Here is a 15,247-nt window from a genome sequence, read left to right as displayed (position 1 = left end):
AGACGTCCGTCAGGAGACGTCCGTCAGGAGACGTCCGTCAGGAGACGTCCGTGAGAAGGCGTCCGTCAGAAGGCGTCCACCGGTGGCAGTTGCCCGGTCCGGGCCGCCTGTCCGTACCAGAGGGCGCTGGACTTCGGGATGCGGTCCAGGGTCGCGTAGTCGACGTACACCGCGCCGAACCGCTTGGCGTAGCCGTAGGACCACTCGAAGTTGTCCATCAGGGACCACAGGTAGTAGCCGCGGACGTCCGCGCCGTCCGTGACGGCCCGGTGCACCGCCGCCAGGTGGGCGTGCAGATAGGCCACGCGCTCCGGGTCGTGTACGCGGCCGTTGTCGTCGACCTTGTCGGGGAAGGCGGCGCCGTTCTCCGTGACGTGCAGCGGAAGGCCGGGTGCCTCGCGGCTGTAGCGCATGATCAGTTCGTGCAGGCCGCCCGGGTCGATCGTCCAGCCCATCTCCGTGCGGTCGCCCGGCGGCTGGTGGAACGCCACGTCCCGCGCACCGGGCCACGGCGAGTGCGCGCTCGCGCCGTGGGCGTCCGCCCGCGGGCCCGCGGGCGCGTTCCGCGCCGAGGAGACCAGCGCGGGCGTGTAGTAGTTGAGGCCCAGCGCGTCCAGCGGCTGGTGGGCGGTGGCCAGATCGCCGTCGAGGACGTACGACCAGTCGGTGAGCGGTGAGGTCGCCTCCAGCAGGGTCGCCGGATACGCCCCGTGCAGCATCGGACCGTGGAAGACCCCGCAGGCCAGGTCGTCGATCTGCCGGGCCGCCGCCAGGTCCTCCGGCTGCTGCGACAGCGGGCGGATCACCTGGGAGTTGAGGCTGACGGCGACCGAGGCACGGGCCGGGAGCACCGAACGCAGCGCCTGGGTGCCCAGGCCGTGCGCGAGGTTGAGGTGGTGCGCGGCGCGCAGCGCGGCCACCGGGTCGGTGCGGCCGGGCGCGTGCACGCCGGAGCCGTAGCCCAGGAAGGCGCTGCACCAGGGCTCGTTGAGCGTGGTCCACTGGTCCACGCGGTCGCCGAGCGCCTCGCCGACGAGGTGCGCGTACTCCGCGAAGCGCCGCGCGGTGTCGCGCTCGGGCCAGCCGCCCGCGTCCTCCAGCTCCTGCGGCAGATCCCAGTGGTAGAGGGTGACGGACGGCTTGATGCCGTGGGACAGCAGTTCGTCGACCAGCCGCCGGTAGAAGTCGAGGCCGGCCTGCACGGCGGGCCCCCGGCCGGTGGGCTGGACGCGCGGCCAGGAGACCGAGAAGCGGTAGGCGTTCAGGCCGAGCCGGGCCATCAGGGCCACGTCGTCGCGGTAGCGGTGGTAGTGGTCGACGGCGGTGTCGCCGGTGTCGCCGTCGGCCGTCGCGCCCGGCGTATGGCTGAAGGTGTCCCAGATCGAGGGGGTGCGGCCGTTCTCCCGTACGGCGCCCTCGATCTGGTAGGCGGAGGTGGCCGCGCCCCAGAGGAAGGAGGGAGGGAAGGACACGTTCTGCGCTTCGGGCATGGAATCGCTCCCACGGGTCGGGTGGGCCCATTATGCATGGGAGCGCTCCCACAACAAAAGAGGATCCCGCGCGGACCACACCCCGTCCCGGCGCTACGCCCCGCCCCCGGACCGTGCCCCCCGACCGCGCCCCGCCCCCCGGACCACACCCCGCCAACCGAACCCGCCCCGGAACGCAGGGCCATGATCCGGTCGGCTCCCGGTCGGCACCCGGCCTGGCACCCGGTCGGTACCCGGCGGGCACCCGCCCGATCCCGCTCAGGCCGACTCGCGCACCACCAGCTCCGTCGGCAGGATCACCGCGCGGTGGCCGGTGCCGCGCTGGGCGATCTCGGAGAGCAGCAGGTCCGCCATGGTGCGGCCCATCTCCTCCAACGGCTGGCGGACACTGGTCAGCGGCGGATCGATGTGCCGGGCCACGATCGAGTCGTCGAACCCGACGATGGCGACGTCGTGCGGCACCCGCAGTCCGGCGGCGCGCAGTTCGAGCACCGCGCCCGAGGCCATCACGTCGGAGGCGGCGAAGAGCGCATCCAGCGCGGGCCGCCGCCGCAGCAGTTCGCGCATCGCCGCGCGCCCGCCCTCCTCCGTGAAGTCGCCCCCCGCGATCAGCTCCTCGTCGGCGGGGAGCCCGGCGTCCGCGAGCGCCGTGCGATAGCCGTCGAGCCGGGCCTGCGCCGCGTCCATGTCCAGCGGCCCGGTGATGGTGCCGATGACCCGGCGGCCCTGGGCCAGCAGGTGCCGCACCGCGGTGCGGGCGCCGCCGCTGTTGTCCGCGCGGACGTGCCCGAGCCGTTCGCCGTGGCTGCGCCGCCCGGCCAGCACGGTGGGCACCGCCAGTTCCTCCAGCCGGTCGGGCAGGGTGTCGTCGCCGTGCACCGCCATCATCAGGACGCCGTCCACGCGCTGGGCCGACAGATAGCCGGCCAGCCGCGCGTACTCCTTCTCGTCCCGGGCCAGGACCAGCAGCAACTGCATCCCGGCGGCGGCGAGTCCGGTCGACACGCCCCGGATGATCCCGGAGAAGTACGGCTCGGAGAAGAGCCGGGTCTCGGCCTCCGGGACGACCAGGGCCACCGAGTCGGTGCGGCGGGTGACCAGGGAGCGGGCGGCGCGGTTGGGGACGTAGCCGAGTTCGGCGATGGCCTGCTCCACGGCCGCCCGGGAGCGCTCGCTCACCTGGGGCGAGCCGTTGATCACCCGGGAGACCGTGCCCCGGCCGACCCCGGCGCGGGCGGCCACGGCGTTCAGGGTGGGGCGCCGGACGTCCGCGTGCCTCGGGGGCGGTTCGGCGGGGGTCATCGTTCACCTTCCGGCGGTTGCGGTGGGGGTCCGCTCATTCTGGCCCAGAAAGTCCGGCGGCCGCCCCGGACGATCATCCCGCGGTCGCCCGGGGCCCGTTCACCCGGCTGTGACCTGCGCGAATCCTGGAGGACACCGAGCGGGGGCCGCAGAGTCACGATGCGCGGCACGACACATTCACGTGACGTGCGGAACACGCTTGCGCAACAACGCCGTTTTCAAGTCTTGACACCTGGCCCGGCAGCAACGAGTCTTCCGGCATGCCGCATGGGAGCGGTCCCACGGAGATTCCGGGACGCTCTCCCGTGCGGACCCCCGTACCAACGGCCCTTCCCTCTACCTCATATGGCACACCGTTGACCAGCAACTTCGCACCGCACTTCGGGTGCAGTGGGCTGGCCGCTGCTCGAACCGAGAGGGCAGGTCCGCACCGCCGGGATCCGGCGGTCTGATTCCTGAGGTCCCGTTCCCCCTGGAACAAGGAGTAGTGGAATGCGCATCACCCGTACCGTCGGCGGTCCAGGCCGCAGAGCAGCGGCCCTGACCACGACGGTTCTGACGGCCTCGGCCCTGCTGCTGACCGGTTGCAGCAGCGACGGCGACTCGGACAGCTCGGATGCCAACGGGAAGATCACCCTCAAGGTGGCCGACTACGGGCAGTTCGGCTACAAGGAGGCCGGTCTGTTCGCGCAGTACGAGAAGCTGCACCCGAACATCACGGTGAAGGAAGAGACCACCGCGAACGAGCAGGACTACTACCCGAAGCTCCTTCAGCAGCTGAACTCGGGCAGCGGTCTGGGGGACGTCACGGGTATCGAGGTCGGGCGCATCAAGGAGGTCGTCGACACCCAGGCGGGCAAGTTCGCCGACCTCAGCAAGACGATCAACGTCGCCGACTGGGTGTCCTGGAAGGAGAAGCAGGCCACCGCCAAGGACGGCACGGTCATCGGCGCGGGCACCGACATCGGCCCGATGTCGCTCTGCTACCGCAAGGACCTCTTCCAGCAGGCGGGCCTGCCCAGCGACCGCGAGGCCGTCGCCAAGGCGGTCGCGGGCGGCTGGGAGGACTACATCAAGCTCGGCGAGCAGTACAAGACGAAGGCGCCGTCCGGCACCTTCTTCATGGACTCCGCCAGCGCCATGTACAACGCGGTCGTCAGCTCCTCCGCGAAGCAGTACTACGACGCCGAGGGCAAGCCCGTCTACAAGGACAGCGAGGCCGTCCAGCAGGGCTGGAACCTGGCCGCCGAGACCGCCTCCAAGAAGCTGAGCCAGGGCCTGCCGCAGTTCCAGGACGCCTGGCAGGCGGCGCTGCGCAAGGGCACCGTGGCGTCCATGGCGTGCCCCGCCTGGATGGCCGCCCAGATCGCCACCTACTCCGGTGAGACCTACAAGGGCAAGTGGGACATCGCCCGCGCGCCCGGCTCGACCGCGGCCAACTGGGGCGGCTCCTTCCTCGCCGTGCCCAAGGGCGGCAAGCACGTCAAGGAGGCCACCGAGCTGGTCAAGTGGCTGACCGCCCCCGAGCAGCAGGCCGCCGTCTTCAAGGCGGTCGGTGTCTTCCCGTCGAACAAGGGCGCGTACGAGCTGGCCGGCGTGAAGGACGCGAAGCTGCCGTACTTCAGCGACGCCCCGGTCGGCCAGATCTACGCCGACGAGGCCAAGGCCATCCCCGAGGCGGTGCTCGGCCCGAAGGACGCCGCGATCAAGGACATGATCTCCACGCAGATCAACAACATGGAGCAGCGCGGCACGGCGCCCGACAAGGCGTGGAAGGCAGCGACGGAATCGATCGACAAGGCGATCGGCTGACGTCCGCCGGTACGGGCGGCCCCACCGGTCCCACCGGCCGCCCGTACCACCCGCCCGCACCGCGCGCGACGGCCGCTCCCCGGCGGCCGGCCCCGGGCGGCGGCTCCCGGTGACGGCTTCGGGCAGCGGCTCGGGGCGGTGGCTCCGGGTGCCGGTGCCCGCACCAGGCCCGGCCGCCGACGCCGGGCCGTACGGGCGTTCGCAGACGGACCTGGCGCACCGGACGGACCGGGTGGATCGGACGGACCGTATAGACCGTACGGACCGGGCGGAACCGTCGGGGCTGTCCTGGCTGGGACGGTTCCTGCGGGAATCCGGCCGAGTCCACGGGCGCGGCCGTACCCCTGGGACGGCGGCCGATCCCGTGGGACGGTGAACGCTCCCGCAGGACGGTCCCCGTCCCTGGGGAGGGGACCGATCCACGATCGGCACCGGCCCGCAGTTCGTCGGCCGACCCGATCCGCCCCGACCCGACAGGACGGCGACGGTCCGGCGGGCCGGGCTCCGGTCCCGCAGACCGGTCCCGGCCGCCAGGACGATCCCGCCCCCGTAGGCCGGGCTCCCGCCCCACCCGCAGGTGGCGACGGCCGGTAACGCGCAGGAGCGGCGCCTGGCTCCGGCGGCCTGCGGGCTCCGGCGGCCCCGGCGCCCGCCGGAGACCGCCTCCCGCCTCCGCTTGCCTCCGCCCCGCCCCCACCCGACCCCCGACCCCGGCCGCACCCTCCCAGGGAAGGACTCCCTCCGTGGCAACGACAACCCCCGTACGGGGCGCCCACACCCCGCCGCCCGGCGGTTCCGGCGCCGCGCCGAGCCGTCGCGGCACATGGCGCACCCGGCTGTGGCGCTTCGACGACAAGGCGTCGCCGTACGCGTACATCGCCCCCTTCTTCCTCGTCTTCGGCGCCTTCGGGCTGTACCCGCTCCTCTACACCGGCTGGATCGCCCTGCACCGGGTGGAGCTGACCGGGCTCGACCAGTCGCAGTGGGTCGGCTTCGACAACTTCTCGAAGATCCTCCAGGACTCCGAGTTCTGGACGGCCGTCTCCAACACCTTCGTCATCGGTGTCATCTCGACCGTCCCGCAGCTGCTCGTGGCGCTGGGCCTGGCCCATCTGCTCAACTACAAGCTGCGCGCCAGCACGTTCTGGCGGACGGTGATCCTCACCCCGTACGCCACCTCCGTGGCCACCGCCGCCCTGGTCTTCGCGCTGGTCTTCCGCGCCGACGGCGGCATCCTCAACTGGGTGCTGCACTTCTTCGGCGCGGGCAACACCGACTGGGGCAACGGGGAGTGGACCTCCAAGATCGCCGTCTCGGTCATCGTCATCTGGCGCTGGACCGGCTACAACGCCCTGATCTACCTGGCGGCCATGCAGGCGGTGCCGAGCGATCTGTACGAGGCCGCGTCGATCGACGGCGCCACGCGCTGGCAGCAGTTCCGCAAGGTGACCATCCCCTCGCTGCGGCCGACGATCCTGTTCACCATCGTCATCTCGACCATCGGATCCATGCAGCTGTTCGGTGAGCCGCTGCTGCTCCAGGGCGGCACCCTCGGATCCCAGGGCGGCAGCGAGCACCAGTACGAGACGCTCAGCATCTACCTCTACAACTACGGCTGGAAGCTGGGGCATCTGGGCCCGGCCGCGGCCGTCGCCTGGGCCATGCTCGTCCTGCTGCTGCTCATCGCCCTGATCAACTGGATCGTCGGCCGGTTCGTGCGCAAGAGCGCGGCCTGACGGGAGCGACATCGATGACCACGACCAGTCCCCTCACCCCCGTGCCGGACCTCACCCCGGCACCGGACGCCACCGCCCCGGGCGGGACCCGCGGCGGCCGTTTCAAGATCGGCGCCGGCCAGCAGCTCAAGGGCGGCCCGTTCACCTATCTCGCCCTCGTCGTCGTCGGCCTGGGCTCGATCTTCCCGCTCTACTGGACGCTGGTGGCCGCCTCCCACGACCAGCAGCGGGTCCTGGACAGCCCGCCGCCGCTGGTGCCGGGCGGCAAGCTCTGGCACAACATCCAGGCCGCCTGGGAGCAGGCCAACCTCGGCAAGGCCATCGTCAACAGTGTCGTCGTGGCCGGCTGCATCACCGTGGCCACGCTGTTCTTCTGCACGCTCGCCGGTTACGCCTTCGCCAAGATGCGCTTCCGGGGCCGGGGCGCCCTGATGACTGCCGTCATCGCCACGCTGACGATCCCGCCGCAGCTCAGTGTGGTCCCGCTGTTCATGCTGATGTCGGACATCGGGTGGGGCGGCAAACTGGAGTCGGTGATCTTCCCGACCCTGGTCGGCGCCTTCGGTGTCTTCTTCATGCGCCAGTACCTGCTGGAGGCACTGCCCTACGAACTGGTCGAGGCGGCCAAGGTGGACGGCGCGAGCAACATCCGCATCGTGTGGAGCGTCGTCCTGCCCGCGGCCCGCCCGGCGATGATGGTCCTCGGCATGCTGACCTTCGTCCAGGCGTGGAACGACTTCTTCTGGCCCTTCCTCGCCCTCAACCAGGAGAACCCGACCCTCCAGGTCGCGCTCGGCCAGCTCAGCGCCTCCTACACCCCCGACCAAAGCATCGTCATGGCGGGCGCGTTGGTCAGCACGCTTCCGCTGCTGCTCGTCTTCGTCGTCTTCGGCAAGCAGATCGTCGGAGGCATCATGGCGGGCGCCGTGAAGGGCTGACCTCCCCGCACCCGCCCCGCCCCCCTTCCCGCTGGCCCCCCGCCCCTCCCACTCTCCCCGCACCCTCCACTCGCCGCACTCCTCCCCGTACCGCCTCGCCCGCGGGCCGGGCGCACACCCCGGCGCCCGCCCGCATCCCCCCACCGGACCCCGGTCCGGGCCTTTTCCGCACGTGACCCGCACGCGATCTGCTCGCGAACTGTTCGCGATCCGCATGTCACCCGCACGCCACCCCTGGGAGCGCTCTCACCATGACCGCCGTACGACCCGAGACCACCGCCCGGACGGCCTCCGGCACCTCCTTCCCCACGGGTTTCGTCTGGGGCGCCGCCACCGCCGCCTACCAGGTGGAGGGCGCCGCGGCCGAGGACGGCCGCACCCCTTCCATCTGGGACACCTTCAGCCACACCCCCGGCAAGGTCCTCAACGGCGACACCGGCGACATCGCCGCCGACCACTACCACCGCTACCGCGACGACGTGGCCCTGATGAAGGACCTCGGCCTCAAGGCGTACCGGTTCTCCGTCTCCTGGTCCCGGGTGCAGCCCACCGGCCGCGGCCCCGCCGTCGAACGCGGCCTGGACTTCTACCGCCGGCTCACCGACGAGCTGCTGGCGGCGGGCATCACCCCGGTCGCCACCCTCTACCACTGGGACCTGCCCCAGGAACTGGAGGACGCCGGTGGCTGGCCGCACCGCGACACCGCGCACCGCTTCGCCGAGTACGCCGAGATGACCGCCCGCGCCCTCGGCGACCGCGTCGGCGTGTGGACCACCCTCAACGAGCCCTGGTGCTCGGCCTTCCTCGGCTACGGCTCCGGCGTGCACGCCCCGGGACGCACCGACCCGGCCGCCACCCTGCGCGCCGCGCACCACCTGAACCTCGCCCACGGACAGGCGGTCGGCGCGCTGCGTTCCGTGCTGCCCGCGTCCGCGCAGACCTCCATCACGCTCAATCTGCACCAGGTGCGCCCGCTCACCGGCAGCCCCGAGGACGCCGAGGCCGCGCGCCGCATCGACGCGGTCGGCAACCGGATCTTCACCGGCCCGATCCTGGACGGCGCCTACCCGCAGGACCTGCTGGACGACACCGCGCACCTCGTCGACTGGGGCACCCTGGTGCACGACGGCGACCTGGCGGAGATCTCCCGCCCGCTGGACGTGCTCGGCGTCAACTACTACGCGCCGACCGTGGTCTCCCACTCCGCCGACGGCGCCGCCACCAAGAACGACGGCCACGGCGCGAGCGAGCAGTCCCCGTGGACCGGCTCCGACCACGTCGCCTTCCACCTGGCCAACGACCAGCTCACCGCGATGAACTGGGCCATCGACGCCAGCGGCCTGCACACCCTGCTGACCGGCCTGGCCGCCTCCCACCCCGAGCTGCCGCTGATGGTCACGGAGAACGGCGCCGCCTTCGACGACTACGTCTCGCCCGAGGGCCGGGTCAACGACCCGCGCCGGATCGCCTATCTCCACGCCCACCTGGACGCCGTACGCCGGGCGGTGGCGGACGGGGCGGATGTGCGCGGGTACTTCCTGTGGTCGCTGCTGGACAACTTCGAGTGGTCCTACGGCTACTCGAAGCGCTTCGGTGCCGTCTACGTCGACTACGGCACCCAGCGCCGCATCCCCAAGGAGAGCGCCCACTGGTACGCCGGGGTGATCCGGGCCAACGCGCTGCCCTCGGCCGACTGATCCCGGACGCCCCCTCTCCCTCCCCCCTCCCCTCTCCCTCTCGCCTCCCTTTCCTCCCCCCTTCTCCTCCCCCTTCGTCTCCCTCTCGCCGCTGCCCGCGCGGCGGCGGGGGAGGGGGCGGCCGCGCCCCGGCTGTTAGATTCCTGGCCTGGGTTCCCGGCCTGCCGGCGGGGTGAACGGAAGGCGGCGACTATGGCGGTCAACGGTGGGCGGGGCCGGGGTGGCGGCCGGCCGACCCTGGAGGAGGTCGCCGCCCGCGCCGGGGTGGGCCGCGGCACGGTCTCCCGCGTGATCAACGGTTCGCCCCGGGTCAGCGACGCCACCCGCGCGGCCGTGGAGGCGGCCGTCGCCGAACTCGGCTACGTCCCCAACACCGCCGCCCGCGCGCTGGCCGCCAACCGCACCGACGCCATCGCGCTGGTCGTCCCGGAGCCCGAGACCCGGTTCTTCGCCGAGCCGTACTTCTCCGACATGCTGCGCGGGGTCGGCGCCGAACTGTCCGACACCGAGATGCAGTTGCTGCTGATCTTCGCGGGCGGCGACCGGGAGCGCAGGCGCCTCGCGCAGTATCTGGCCGCGCACCGGGTGGACGGGGTGCTGCTGGTGTCGGTGCACGCCGACGACCCGCTGCCCGACCTGGTCGCCCAGCTCGGGATCCCGGCGGTGATCAGCGGCCCGCGCTCGGCGGCCGAGGCGCTGACGTCGGTGGACTCCGACAACTACGGGGGTGCCCGCTCGGCGGTGGAGCACCTGCTCTCCCGGGGCCGCCGCCGCATCGCCCACATCACCGGCCACATGGACGTCTACGGTGCCCAGCGGCGCGTCGACGGCTACCGCGACGCGCTCGCCGACGCCGGACTCACCGAGGGCGAACACCTCATCGAGGAGGGCGACTTCACCGAGGAGGGCGGGCACCGGGCGATGACCCGGCTGCTGGAGCGCGAGCCCGCCCTCGACGCGGTCTTCGCCGGTTCGGACGTCACCGCGGCCGGCGCCCGCCAGGCGCTGCGCGCCTCGGGCCGCCGCATCCCGGACGACGTGGCGCTGGTCGGCTACGACGACTCGGCCATCGCCCGCCACATGGACCCGCCGCTGACCAGCGTCCGCCAGCCCATCGAGGAGATGGGCCGCGCCATGATCGGCCTGCTGCTCACCGAGATCGCCGACCGCCGCCCGCCCGAGTCGGCCGCGCCCGAGCGGCGGCACGCGGTGCTGGCCACGGAACTGGTGGTCCGTACGTCCTCCTGACGCGCCCGGCGGTCACCGTTCGGGCGCCGGTGCCGTCCCCCGCCACACGGTCTCGCCGTCCTGGATCTCCCCGGTCGGGGCGAGCCCGGCGGCGCTGGCGACCGCGGCGGAGGCGTGGTGCCCGGGGTGGATGTGCGCGACGACCGTGCCGACGCCCGCCCGCCCGAGCAGGGCGACCAGCGCCCGCGCCGCCTCGGAGGCGAACCCGCGCCCCTGCCAGGCCGTCCCCACGACCCACGCGATCTCGGCCGTCTCCCCGTCGTGCACCGTGGCCTGCACGGTGCCCGCCAACTGCCCGCCGGAGCGCAGCCGCAGCACCCAGTTGCACCAGGACACCCGCGCGTCCCCGGACCCGCCCACCAGCCGCTCGTAACGCGCCCTCAGCTCGTCCTCGTCCAGCGGCTGCCCGCCGATGAACACATGCAGCCCCGGATCGGCCAGCACCCCGGCCATCTCCCGGGCGTGCTCCACCCGTAGCGGGACGAGCTCCAGCCGCTCGGTACGGACACGCTCGGCACGCACGGGCACCCTCCGGCCTCCGGGGAACGACATCCCGGTCCTTGACCTCAAGCAAACCTGAGGTTCTACGGTCATCGTATGCCGTCGATCAAGAGGCACGAGGAGGGGCACATGAGCGCGACGCTCAAGGAGTACACGCAGGAGGAGTTGGCCGCCCAGCCCATCGGGGCGTGGACCGGCGTGGCGTACCGGCTGGTGGTCGGCGCCATCCGCGAACAGCTTGCGGTGGAGGACCTCACGCAGCCGCACTGGTGGACGCTCAACCACGTGGCCGGGGACCCCGGCGGCTGGACCCGCGCGGCACTGACCGAGCGGCTGGCGAAGTGGGACGACCTCGGTACCGACTTCGACGCCGTCTTCGACGACCTCACCGGCCGCGGCTGGCTCACGGAGGACGCGGGACTCATGACCCTGACCGAGGCGGGCGAGAGCGGCCTCGCCCGCGCCAGGGAACGCGGCGCACGCGTCCACCGGCAGACACACGAGGGCATCGACCCGGCCGACTTCGCGACCACGATCGACGTCCTGCGCCGCATGGCCGCCAACCTGGGCGGCGACGGCAATCTGCCGGACTGAGGTGAGGGGCGCGGCGAGCCGCCGGCGGAAACGGAAGAAGCCGGTGACCCGGGATTCCCGGGTCACCGGCTTCTCCGGTGAGGGTGAGTGACGGGACTCGAACCCGCGGCATCCTGGACCACAACCAGGTGCTCTACCAGCTGAGCTACACCCACCATGACCGGTGGTGGAGGAGGCTTTCGCTTCTCCGACCGGCCGAGAAAAAGTGTACAGGGTCCGAAGGGGTGCTCGCGCACGACTTTCGCGGCGCCCCTTCGAGGGACCCTTCTAGCCCTGCTGAGCAGGCAGGACGTGCTTCGCGGCGATCGCCTTGGCGGTGTCGGAATCGGGGCCGGGCTGGGGGACGAAGACGGCTTCGCGGTAGTAGCGCAGCTCCGCGATGGACTCGCGGATGTCGGCGAGGGCGCGGTGGTTGCCGTTCTTCTCGGGGCTGTTGAAGTACGCCCTCGGGTACCAGCGGCGGGCCAGCTCCTTGATCGAGGAGACGTCGACGATGCGGTAGTGGAGGTGGCCCTCCAGGGCGGGCATGTCGCGCAGCAGGAAGCCGCGGTCGGTGCCGACCGAGTTCCCGCACAGGGGCGCCTTGCCGGGCTCCTTCACATGCTCGCGGACGTAGGCGAGCACCTGCTCCTCGGCGTCCTGGAGCGTCGTGCCGCCGGGCAGCTCCGCCAGCAGGCCGGACGCGGTGTGCATCTGACGCACCACCTCCGGCATCGTCTCCAGCGCCGCGTCCGGCGGGCGGATGACGATGTCGACCCCTTCGCCGAGCACGTTCAGCTCGGAGTCGGTGACGAGGGCGGCCACCTCGATGAGAGCGTCGTCGGACAGCGAGAGGCCGGTCATCTCGCAGTCGATCCACACCATGCGATCGTTCATGTGTCTCACCTTACGGCGAGCCGCCGCGGGCCGGACCGCCCGTGCACGTCCCGGGGCGGGAGCGCGATGCGCGCGCTCCCGCCCCGGGACGGTGCCCGAGCCCCCCGGGGTTCCTCGCGGTTCCCCGGGCGCCGTTCCTCAGCCGCCGCTGCGCTGGCCCGGCAGGCTGCCCGACAGTGCCGCCGGTGCCCGGCGGACCGTGTGCTGGAGCGGCCCCTCCGGGTGCAGCGCGGACACCGGGCCGGAGGGCTGCGGGACGCCCAGGATCTGGGCCGTCCCGGCACCCGGGCCCACAGCGCCCAGCGGCGCCTCGGCGGCGTCGACCGGTCGCTCGCCCTGCGGCCTGCGCGCCCGGTACGCCGCCCGGTAGGCGGCCGGGGACGAGCCCAGCTGCCGCCGGAAGTGGCCGCGCAGCGCCACCGGCGAGCGGAAGCCGCAGCGGCCCGCGACCTCGTCCACCGAGTAGTCGGACGTCTCCAGCAGCCGCTGCGCCTGGAGCACCCGCTGGGTGATCAGCCACTGAAGCGGCGCGCTCCCGGTCAGCGAGCGGAACCGGCGGTCGAACGTACGGCGGCTCATGTACGCCCGTGCCGCGAGCGTCTCCACGTCGAACTGCTCGTGGAGGTGCTCCAGCGCCCAGGCGACGACCTCGGCGAGCGGGTCGGCGCCGATCTCCTCTGGTAAAGACCTGTCCAGGTAGCGTTCCTGGCCTCCGCTGCGGCGCGGCGGGACCACCAGGCGGCGGGCCAGCGCGCCGGCCGCCTCGTTGCCGTGGTCCGTGCGCACGATGTGCAGGCACAGGTCGATCCCGGCGGCCGTGCCCGCCGACGTCAGCACATCGCCGTCGTCGACGAACAGCTCCCGCGGATCGACGTGCACCGACGGATAGCGCTTGGCCAGCGTCGGCGCGTACATCCAGTGGGTGGTCGCCGGGCGGCCGTCCAGCAGGCCGGCGGCGGCCAGCACGAAGGCCCCGGTGCACAGGCCCACGATGCGGGCGCCCTCTTCGTGTGCCCGGCGCAGCGCGTCGAGCGCCTCCTCGGGCGGTGGCGCGGTGATCGAACGCCAGGCGGGCACGACGACCGTGCCCGCGCGTGAGATCGCTTCCAGGCCATGTGGCGCGGTGAGTTCCAGGCCCCCTGTGGTCCGCAGCGGGCCGTCCTCGCCGGCTGCCACCAGCAGGCGGTAGCGCGGCACTCCGGCGTCCTGGCGGTCGATCCCGAACACCGAAAGCGGTATGGAACTCTCGAAGATGGGGCCGCCGCTGAACAGCAGCACCGCGACGATCTCCTTGCGGCGGCGCCCGGACAGTTTCCGGACCGCGTTTTCCGGCGCGGCGGTGGAGTCGTGGCTCATACTGCTAAGCCCCCCTCGGTGGTCGCGGCTCCTCGGTTGTGTCGCTCCTGCACGTTTCCCCTCGGTCCTGCACGAGTCCCCCGCCGTAAGACATCAAGATCGAATCTACTGTGTCCGGCCGTGCCGCGGTGACCAGTTCGACACCCGGCACATTGTCGACATGGCAACTTGGCGTGAAGCATTCGATCACGAAGCGTTGCACTCCCACAGCGCGCAGGGAAGTGCGCCTTGTGGCGGTGGCCAATCCCCGTAGGGTGCGCAGGGGCCCTGAGACCCTTTTCTTGCAGGTCAAACGGGGGTTGAGGGGGTATGGGGGCGGGGGATGCGCCAGTTCAAGAAGTTGGCTGAAAAGATACGGCCGCGTGCATGGAAACCGGTCAGTCGACCGGTGTCGTTCCCCACGGTCCTCCCGGTCTTCCGGGCCCTTCCGGCCCGCCCAGCTCTCCTGGTCCCCCCGGCCCTCCCGGTCCCCCCAGATGCCGGCCGCCCCGGTGGGCCCCCGTCCCGGTCCGCTGGTGGCGGCCGCGGTGCGGGGCCCGCTCCTCGGCGCGCAGCCGGGCGGCGCCGCGCTCGGACTGGCGCAGCAGCGCCCGGCAGACCGCGGTGACGGCCGCCAGCCCCAGGGCGGTGCCGACGGCGCCGGCCGACGAGGCGCCGCACCAGAGCAGCACCACCGGAACCAGGACACAGCTGAAGGCGGCCCAGCGGACCACATCGCCCGCGCTGTCACCGGCGGGCCGCTCCGGCGGCGAGGGGCGTTTTCCGGATGCGGTGCGGGGTCCGGACACGGCGTGCTCCCTACGGTGCTCCCTGCGGCGGTGCGGCTCACGGGGTTCAACGCGTGTTCGATCCGTCGGTCACTGTACGGAACCGGAGGCCACCGGTACGGCGGCCCCCCGGGTGGTGTCGAGACACCGGTCTTACGGGTTCCGGACGGCCGGGGCAAGTGAATGCTGTGCAAACCGCCTGTACGGGGCAGCAACCATTGCGTTACGGGCGGCTGTCGTGCATGCTCCGGTGAACCGCCACGGAGAGTGCGCGGGATCTGGGCCAAGGAGGAGTGCGGCCGTACCCTTGCGGGTATGGGGACGGGAAGACGATTCCCGGACACAGCTCCGCCGCAGATTGTCGTCCCCGACAAAGGATCACCTCGCCGAGACAGCCATGGCCGGTCACGAATTCTTCGAACCCGCGGACCGCAAGCGGCCGGTCGCCGACCCCACGGCGGCCGAACCCCTGGCGGCACAAGAGCCACGCCATCCCTGCGATCCGGCGTTCAAGCACGGCGTCGTCGTCGGCTTCGACGGATCCGACTCCAGCGAGCGAGCCCTCGCCTACGCGATCGGGATGGCACACCGCACCCGATCCGGTCTGATCATCGTGCATGTGGCCAACCGGCTGCCCACCACGGTCTGGGCGGGCTGCGAGCCCCCGGTCTTCGTGGACGTCCCCGACCACCGCACCGAGGTGCTCGGCCTCGAACTGGCCTGCGCGGAGTATCTCGCCGAGGTCCCCTGGATCCTGGTCGAGCGCGGCGGGGACATCTGCCACGAACTCGAAGAGGTCGGCAAGGAGTACGCGGCGGACGCGATCGTGGTCGGCTCCACCCACGGCATCGTGGGCCGTATCTTCGGCTCGGTCGCCGGCCGTCTCGCCAAGCGCGCGCAGCGTCCGGTCGTCGTCATCCCCTGAGGGGC

12 protein-coding genes, 1 tRNA gene and 1 pseudogene are annotated in these 15,247 nt (G+C 72.2%); 7 read left to right on the top strand and 7 right to left on the bottom strand.

Features of this window, described 5'->3' with window-relative positions; translation table 11 throughout:
* Positions 1 to 65 precede the first annotated feature (65 nt).
* A complete protein-coding gene (locus ACWDYF_RS21700) occupies positions 66 to 1,490 on the bottom strand; it encodes a GH1 family beta-glucosidase (RefSeq protein WP_389466053.1) in 1,425 nt (474 codons plus the stop codon).
* Between the two features lie 258 nt (positions 1,491 to 1,748).
* The gene (locus tag ACWDYF_RS21695) at positions 1,749 to 2,792 is read right to left on the bottom strand and encodes a LacI family DNA-binding transcriptional regulator (protein WP_389466056.1); all 1,044 of its coding nucleotides are present in this window, start codon (positions 2,790 to 2,792) and stop codon (positions 1,749 to 1,751) included.
* A gap of 492 nt (positions 2,793 to 3,284) precedes the next feature.
* On the opposite strand from ACWDYF_RS21695, the gene ACWDYF_RS21690 reads away from it, so the two are divergent.
* The 5 genes from ACWDYF_RS21690 (at position 3,285) to ACWDYF_RS21670 (ending at position 10,223) form a co-directional block, all read left to right on the top strand.
* The gene (locus ACWDYF_RS21690; protein WP_381742914.1) at positions 3,285 to 4,604 is read left to right on the top strand and encodes an ABC transporter substrate-binding protein; all 1,320 of its coding nucleotides are present in this window, start codon (positions 3,285 to 3,287) and stop codon (positions 4,602 to 4,604) included.
* Between the two features lie 743 nt (positions 4,605 to 5,347).
* Complete coding sequence (locus tag ACWDYF_RS21685; protein WP_018565663.1) at positions 5,348 to 6,340, top strand: carbohydrate ABC transporter permease; 993 nt, start codon at positions 5,348 to 5,350, stop codon at positions 6,338 to 6,340.
* Positions 6,341 to 6,354: 14 nt separating this feature from the next.
* Positions 6,355 to 7,278, top strand: a complete 924-nt coding sequence (locus ACWDYF_RS21680; RefSeq protein WP_381742918.1) for a carbohydrate ABC transporter permease — start codon at positions 6,355 to 6,357, stop codon at positions 7,276 to 7,278.
* Positions 7,279 to 7,529: 251 nt separating this feature from the next.
* Complete coding sequence (locus ACWDYF_RS21675) at positions 7,530 to 8,975, top strand: GH1 family beta-glucosidase (RefSeq protein WP_389466063.1); 1,446 nt, start codon at positions 7,530 to 7,532, stop codon at positions 8,973 to 8,975.
* A gap of 192 nt (positions 8,976 to 9,167) precedes the next feature.
* Positions 9,168 to 10,223, top strand: coding sequence for a LacI family DNA-binding transcriptional regulator (locus ACWDYF_RS21670; RefSeq protein ID WP_381742921.1), 1,056 nt, complete (start codon positions 9,168 to 9,170; stop codon positions 10,221 to 10,223).
* Between the two features lie 12 nt (positions 10,224 to 10,235).
* Here the strand turns inward: ACWDYF_RS21670 and ACWDYF_RS21665 are convergent, their stop codons facing one another.
* Positions 10,236 to 10,745, bottom strand: coding sequence for a GNAT family N-acetyltransferase (locus ACWDYF_RS21665; RefSeq protein WP_389466068.1), 510 nt, complete (start codon positions 10,743 to 10,745; stop codon positions 10,236 to 10,238).
* A 108-nt stretch (positions 10,746 to 10,853) separates the two neighbouring features.
* Here ACWDYF_RS21665 and ACWDYF_RS21660 point away from each other — a divergent pair, with 108 nt between their 5' ends.
* The gene (locus ACWDYF_RS21660; RefSeq protein ID WP_389466217.1) at positions 10,854 to 11,318 is read left to right on the top strand and encodes a MarR family winged helix-turn-helix transcriptional regulator; all 465 of its coding nucleotides are present in this window, start codon (positions 10,854 to 10,856) and stop codon (positions 11,316 to 11,318) included.
* 82 nt (positions 11,319 to 11,400) lie between these two features.
* Here the strand turns inward: ACWDYF_RS21660 and ACWDYF_RS21655 are convergent.
* The 4 genes and pseudogenes from ACWDYF_RS21655 to ACWDYF_RS21640 all read right to left on the bottom strand — a co-directional run.
* Positions 11,401 to 11,473, bottom strand: a tRNA-His gene (locus ACWDYF_RS21655).
* 112 nt (positions 11,474 to 11,585) lie between these two features.
* A complete protein-coding gene (gene orn, locus ACWDYF_RS21650) occupies positions 11,586 to 12,194 on the bottom strand; it encodes an oligoribonuclease (RefSeq protein WP_018565674.1) in 609 nt (202 codons plus the stop codon).
* Between the two features lie 138 nt (positions 12,195 to 12,332).
* Positions 12,333 to 13,550, bottom strand: a complete 1,218-nt coding sequence (locus tag ACWDYF_RS21645; protein ID WP_381742925.1) for a helix-turn-helix domain-containing protein — start codon at positions 13,548 to 13,550, stop codon at positions 12,333 to 12,335.
* Positions 13,551 to 14,017: 467 nt separating this feature from the next.
* Positions 14,018 to 14,338: pseudogene (locus ACWDYF_RS21640) on the bottom strand (hypothetical protein); the annotation flags it as partial.
* A gap of 376 nt (positions 14,339 to 14,714) precedes the next feature.
* On the opposite strand from ACWDYF_RS21640, the gene ACWDYF_RS21635 reads away from it, so the two are divergent.
* Positions 14,715 to 15,242 carry a universal stress protein gene (locus tag ACWDYF_RS21635; protein WP_018565676.1) on the top strand — a complete coding sequence of 176 codons (528 nt, stop codon included), beginning with the start codon at positions 14,715 to 14,717 and terminating at the stop codon, positions 15,240 to 15,242.
* Positions 15,243 to 15,247: the final 5 nt, after the last annotated feature.

Source organism: Streptomyces sp. NPDC003284 (assembly GCF_053589675.1).
The sequence above is the reverse complement of the archived record's forward strand: the minus strand, read 5'-3'. Positions and strand labels throughout refer to the sequence as shown.

Excerpts from the sequence above, each read along its gene's own strand:
- ACWDYF_RS21695 (WP_389466056.1), bottom strand. The coding sequence starts at position 2,792 with ATGACCCCCGCCGAACCGCCCCCGAGGCACGCGGACGTCCGGCGCCCC.
- ACWDYF_RS21680 (WP_381742918.1), top strand. The coding sequence starts at position 6,355 with ATGACCACGACCAGTCCCCTCACCCCCGTGCCGGACCTCACCCCGGCA.
- ACWDYF_RS21690 (WP_381742914.1), top strand. The coding sequence starts at position 3,285 with ATGCGCATCACCCGTACCGTCGGCGGTCCAGGCCGCAGAGCAGCGGCC.
- orn (WP_018565674.1), bottom strand. The coding sequence starts at position 12,194 with ATGAACGATCGCATGGTGTGGATCGACTGCGAGATGACCGGCCTCTCG.
- ACWDYF_RS21670 (WP_381742921.1), top strand. The coding sequence starts at position 9,168 with ATGGCGGTCAACGGTGGGCGGGGCCGGGGTGGCGGCCGGCCGACCCTG.
- ACWDYF_RS21645 (WP_381742925.1), bottom strand. The coding sequence starts at position 13,550 with ATGAGCCACGACTCCACCGCCGCGCCGGAAAACGCGGTCCGGAAACTG.
- ACWDYF_RS21700 (WP_389466053.1), bottom strand. The coding sequence starts at position 1,490 with ATGCCCGAAGCGCAGAACGTGTCCTTCCCTCCCTCCTTCCTCTGGGGC.
- ACWDYF_RS21675 (WP_389466063.1), top strand. The coding sequence starts at position 7,530 with ATGACCGCCGTACGACCCGAGACCACCGCCCGGACGGCCTCCGGCACC.
- ACWDYF_RS21635 (WP_018565676.1), top strand. The coding sequence starts at position 14,715 with ATGGCCGGTCACGAATTCTTCGAACCCGCGGACCGCAAGCGGCCGGTC.
- ACWDYF_RS21660 (WP_389466217.1), top strand. The coding sequence starts at position 10,854 with ATGAGCGCGACGCTCAAGGAGTACACGCAGGAGGAGTTGGCCGCCCAG.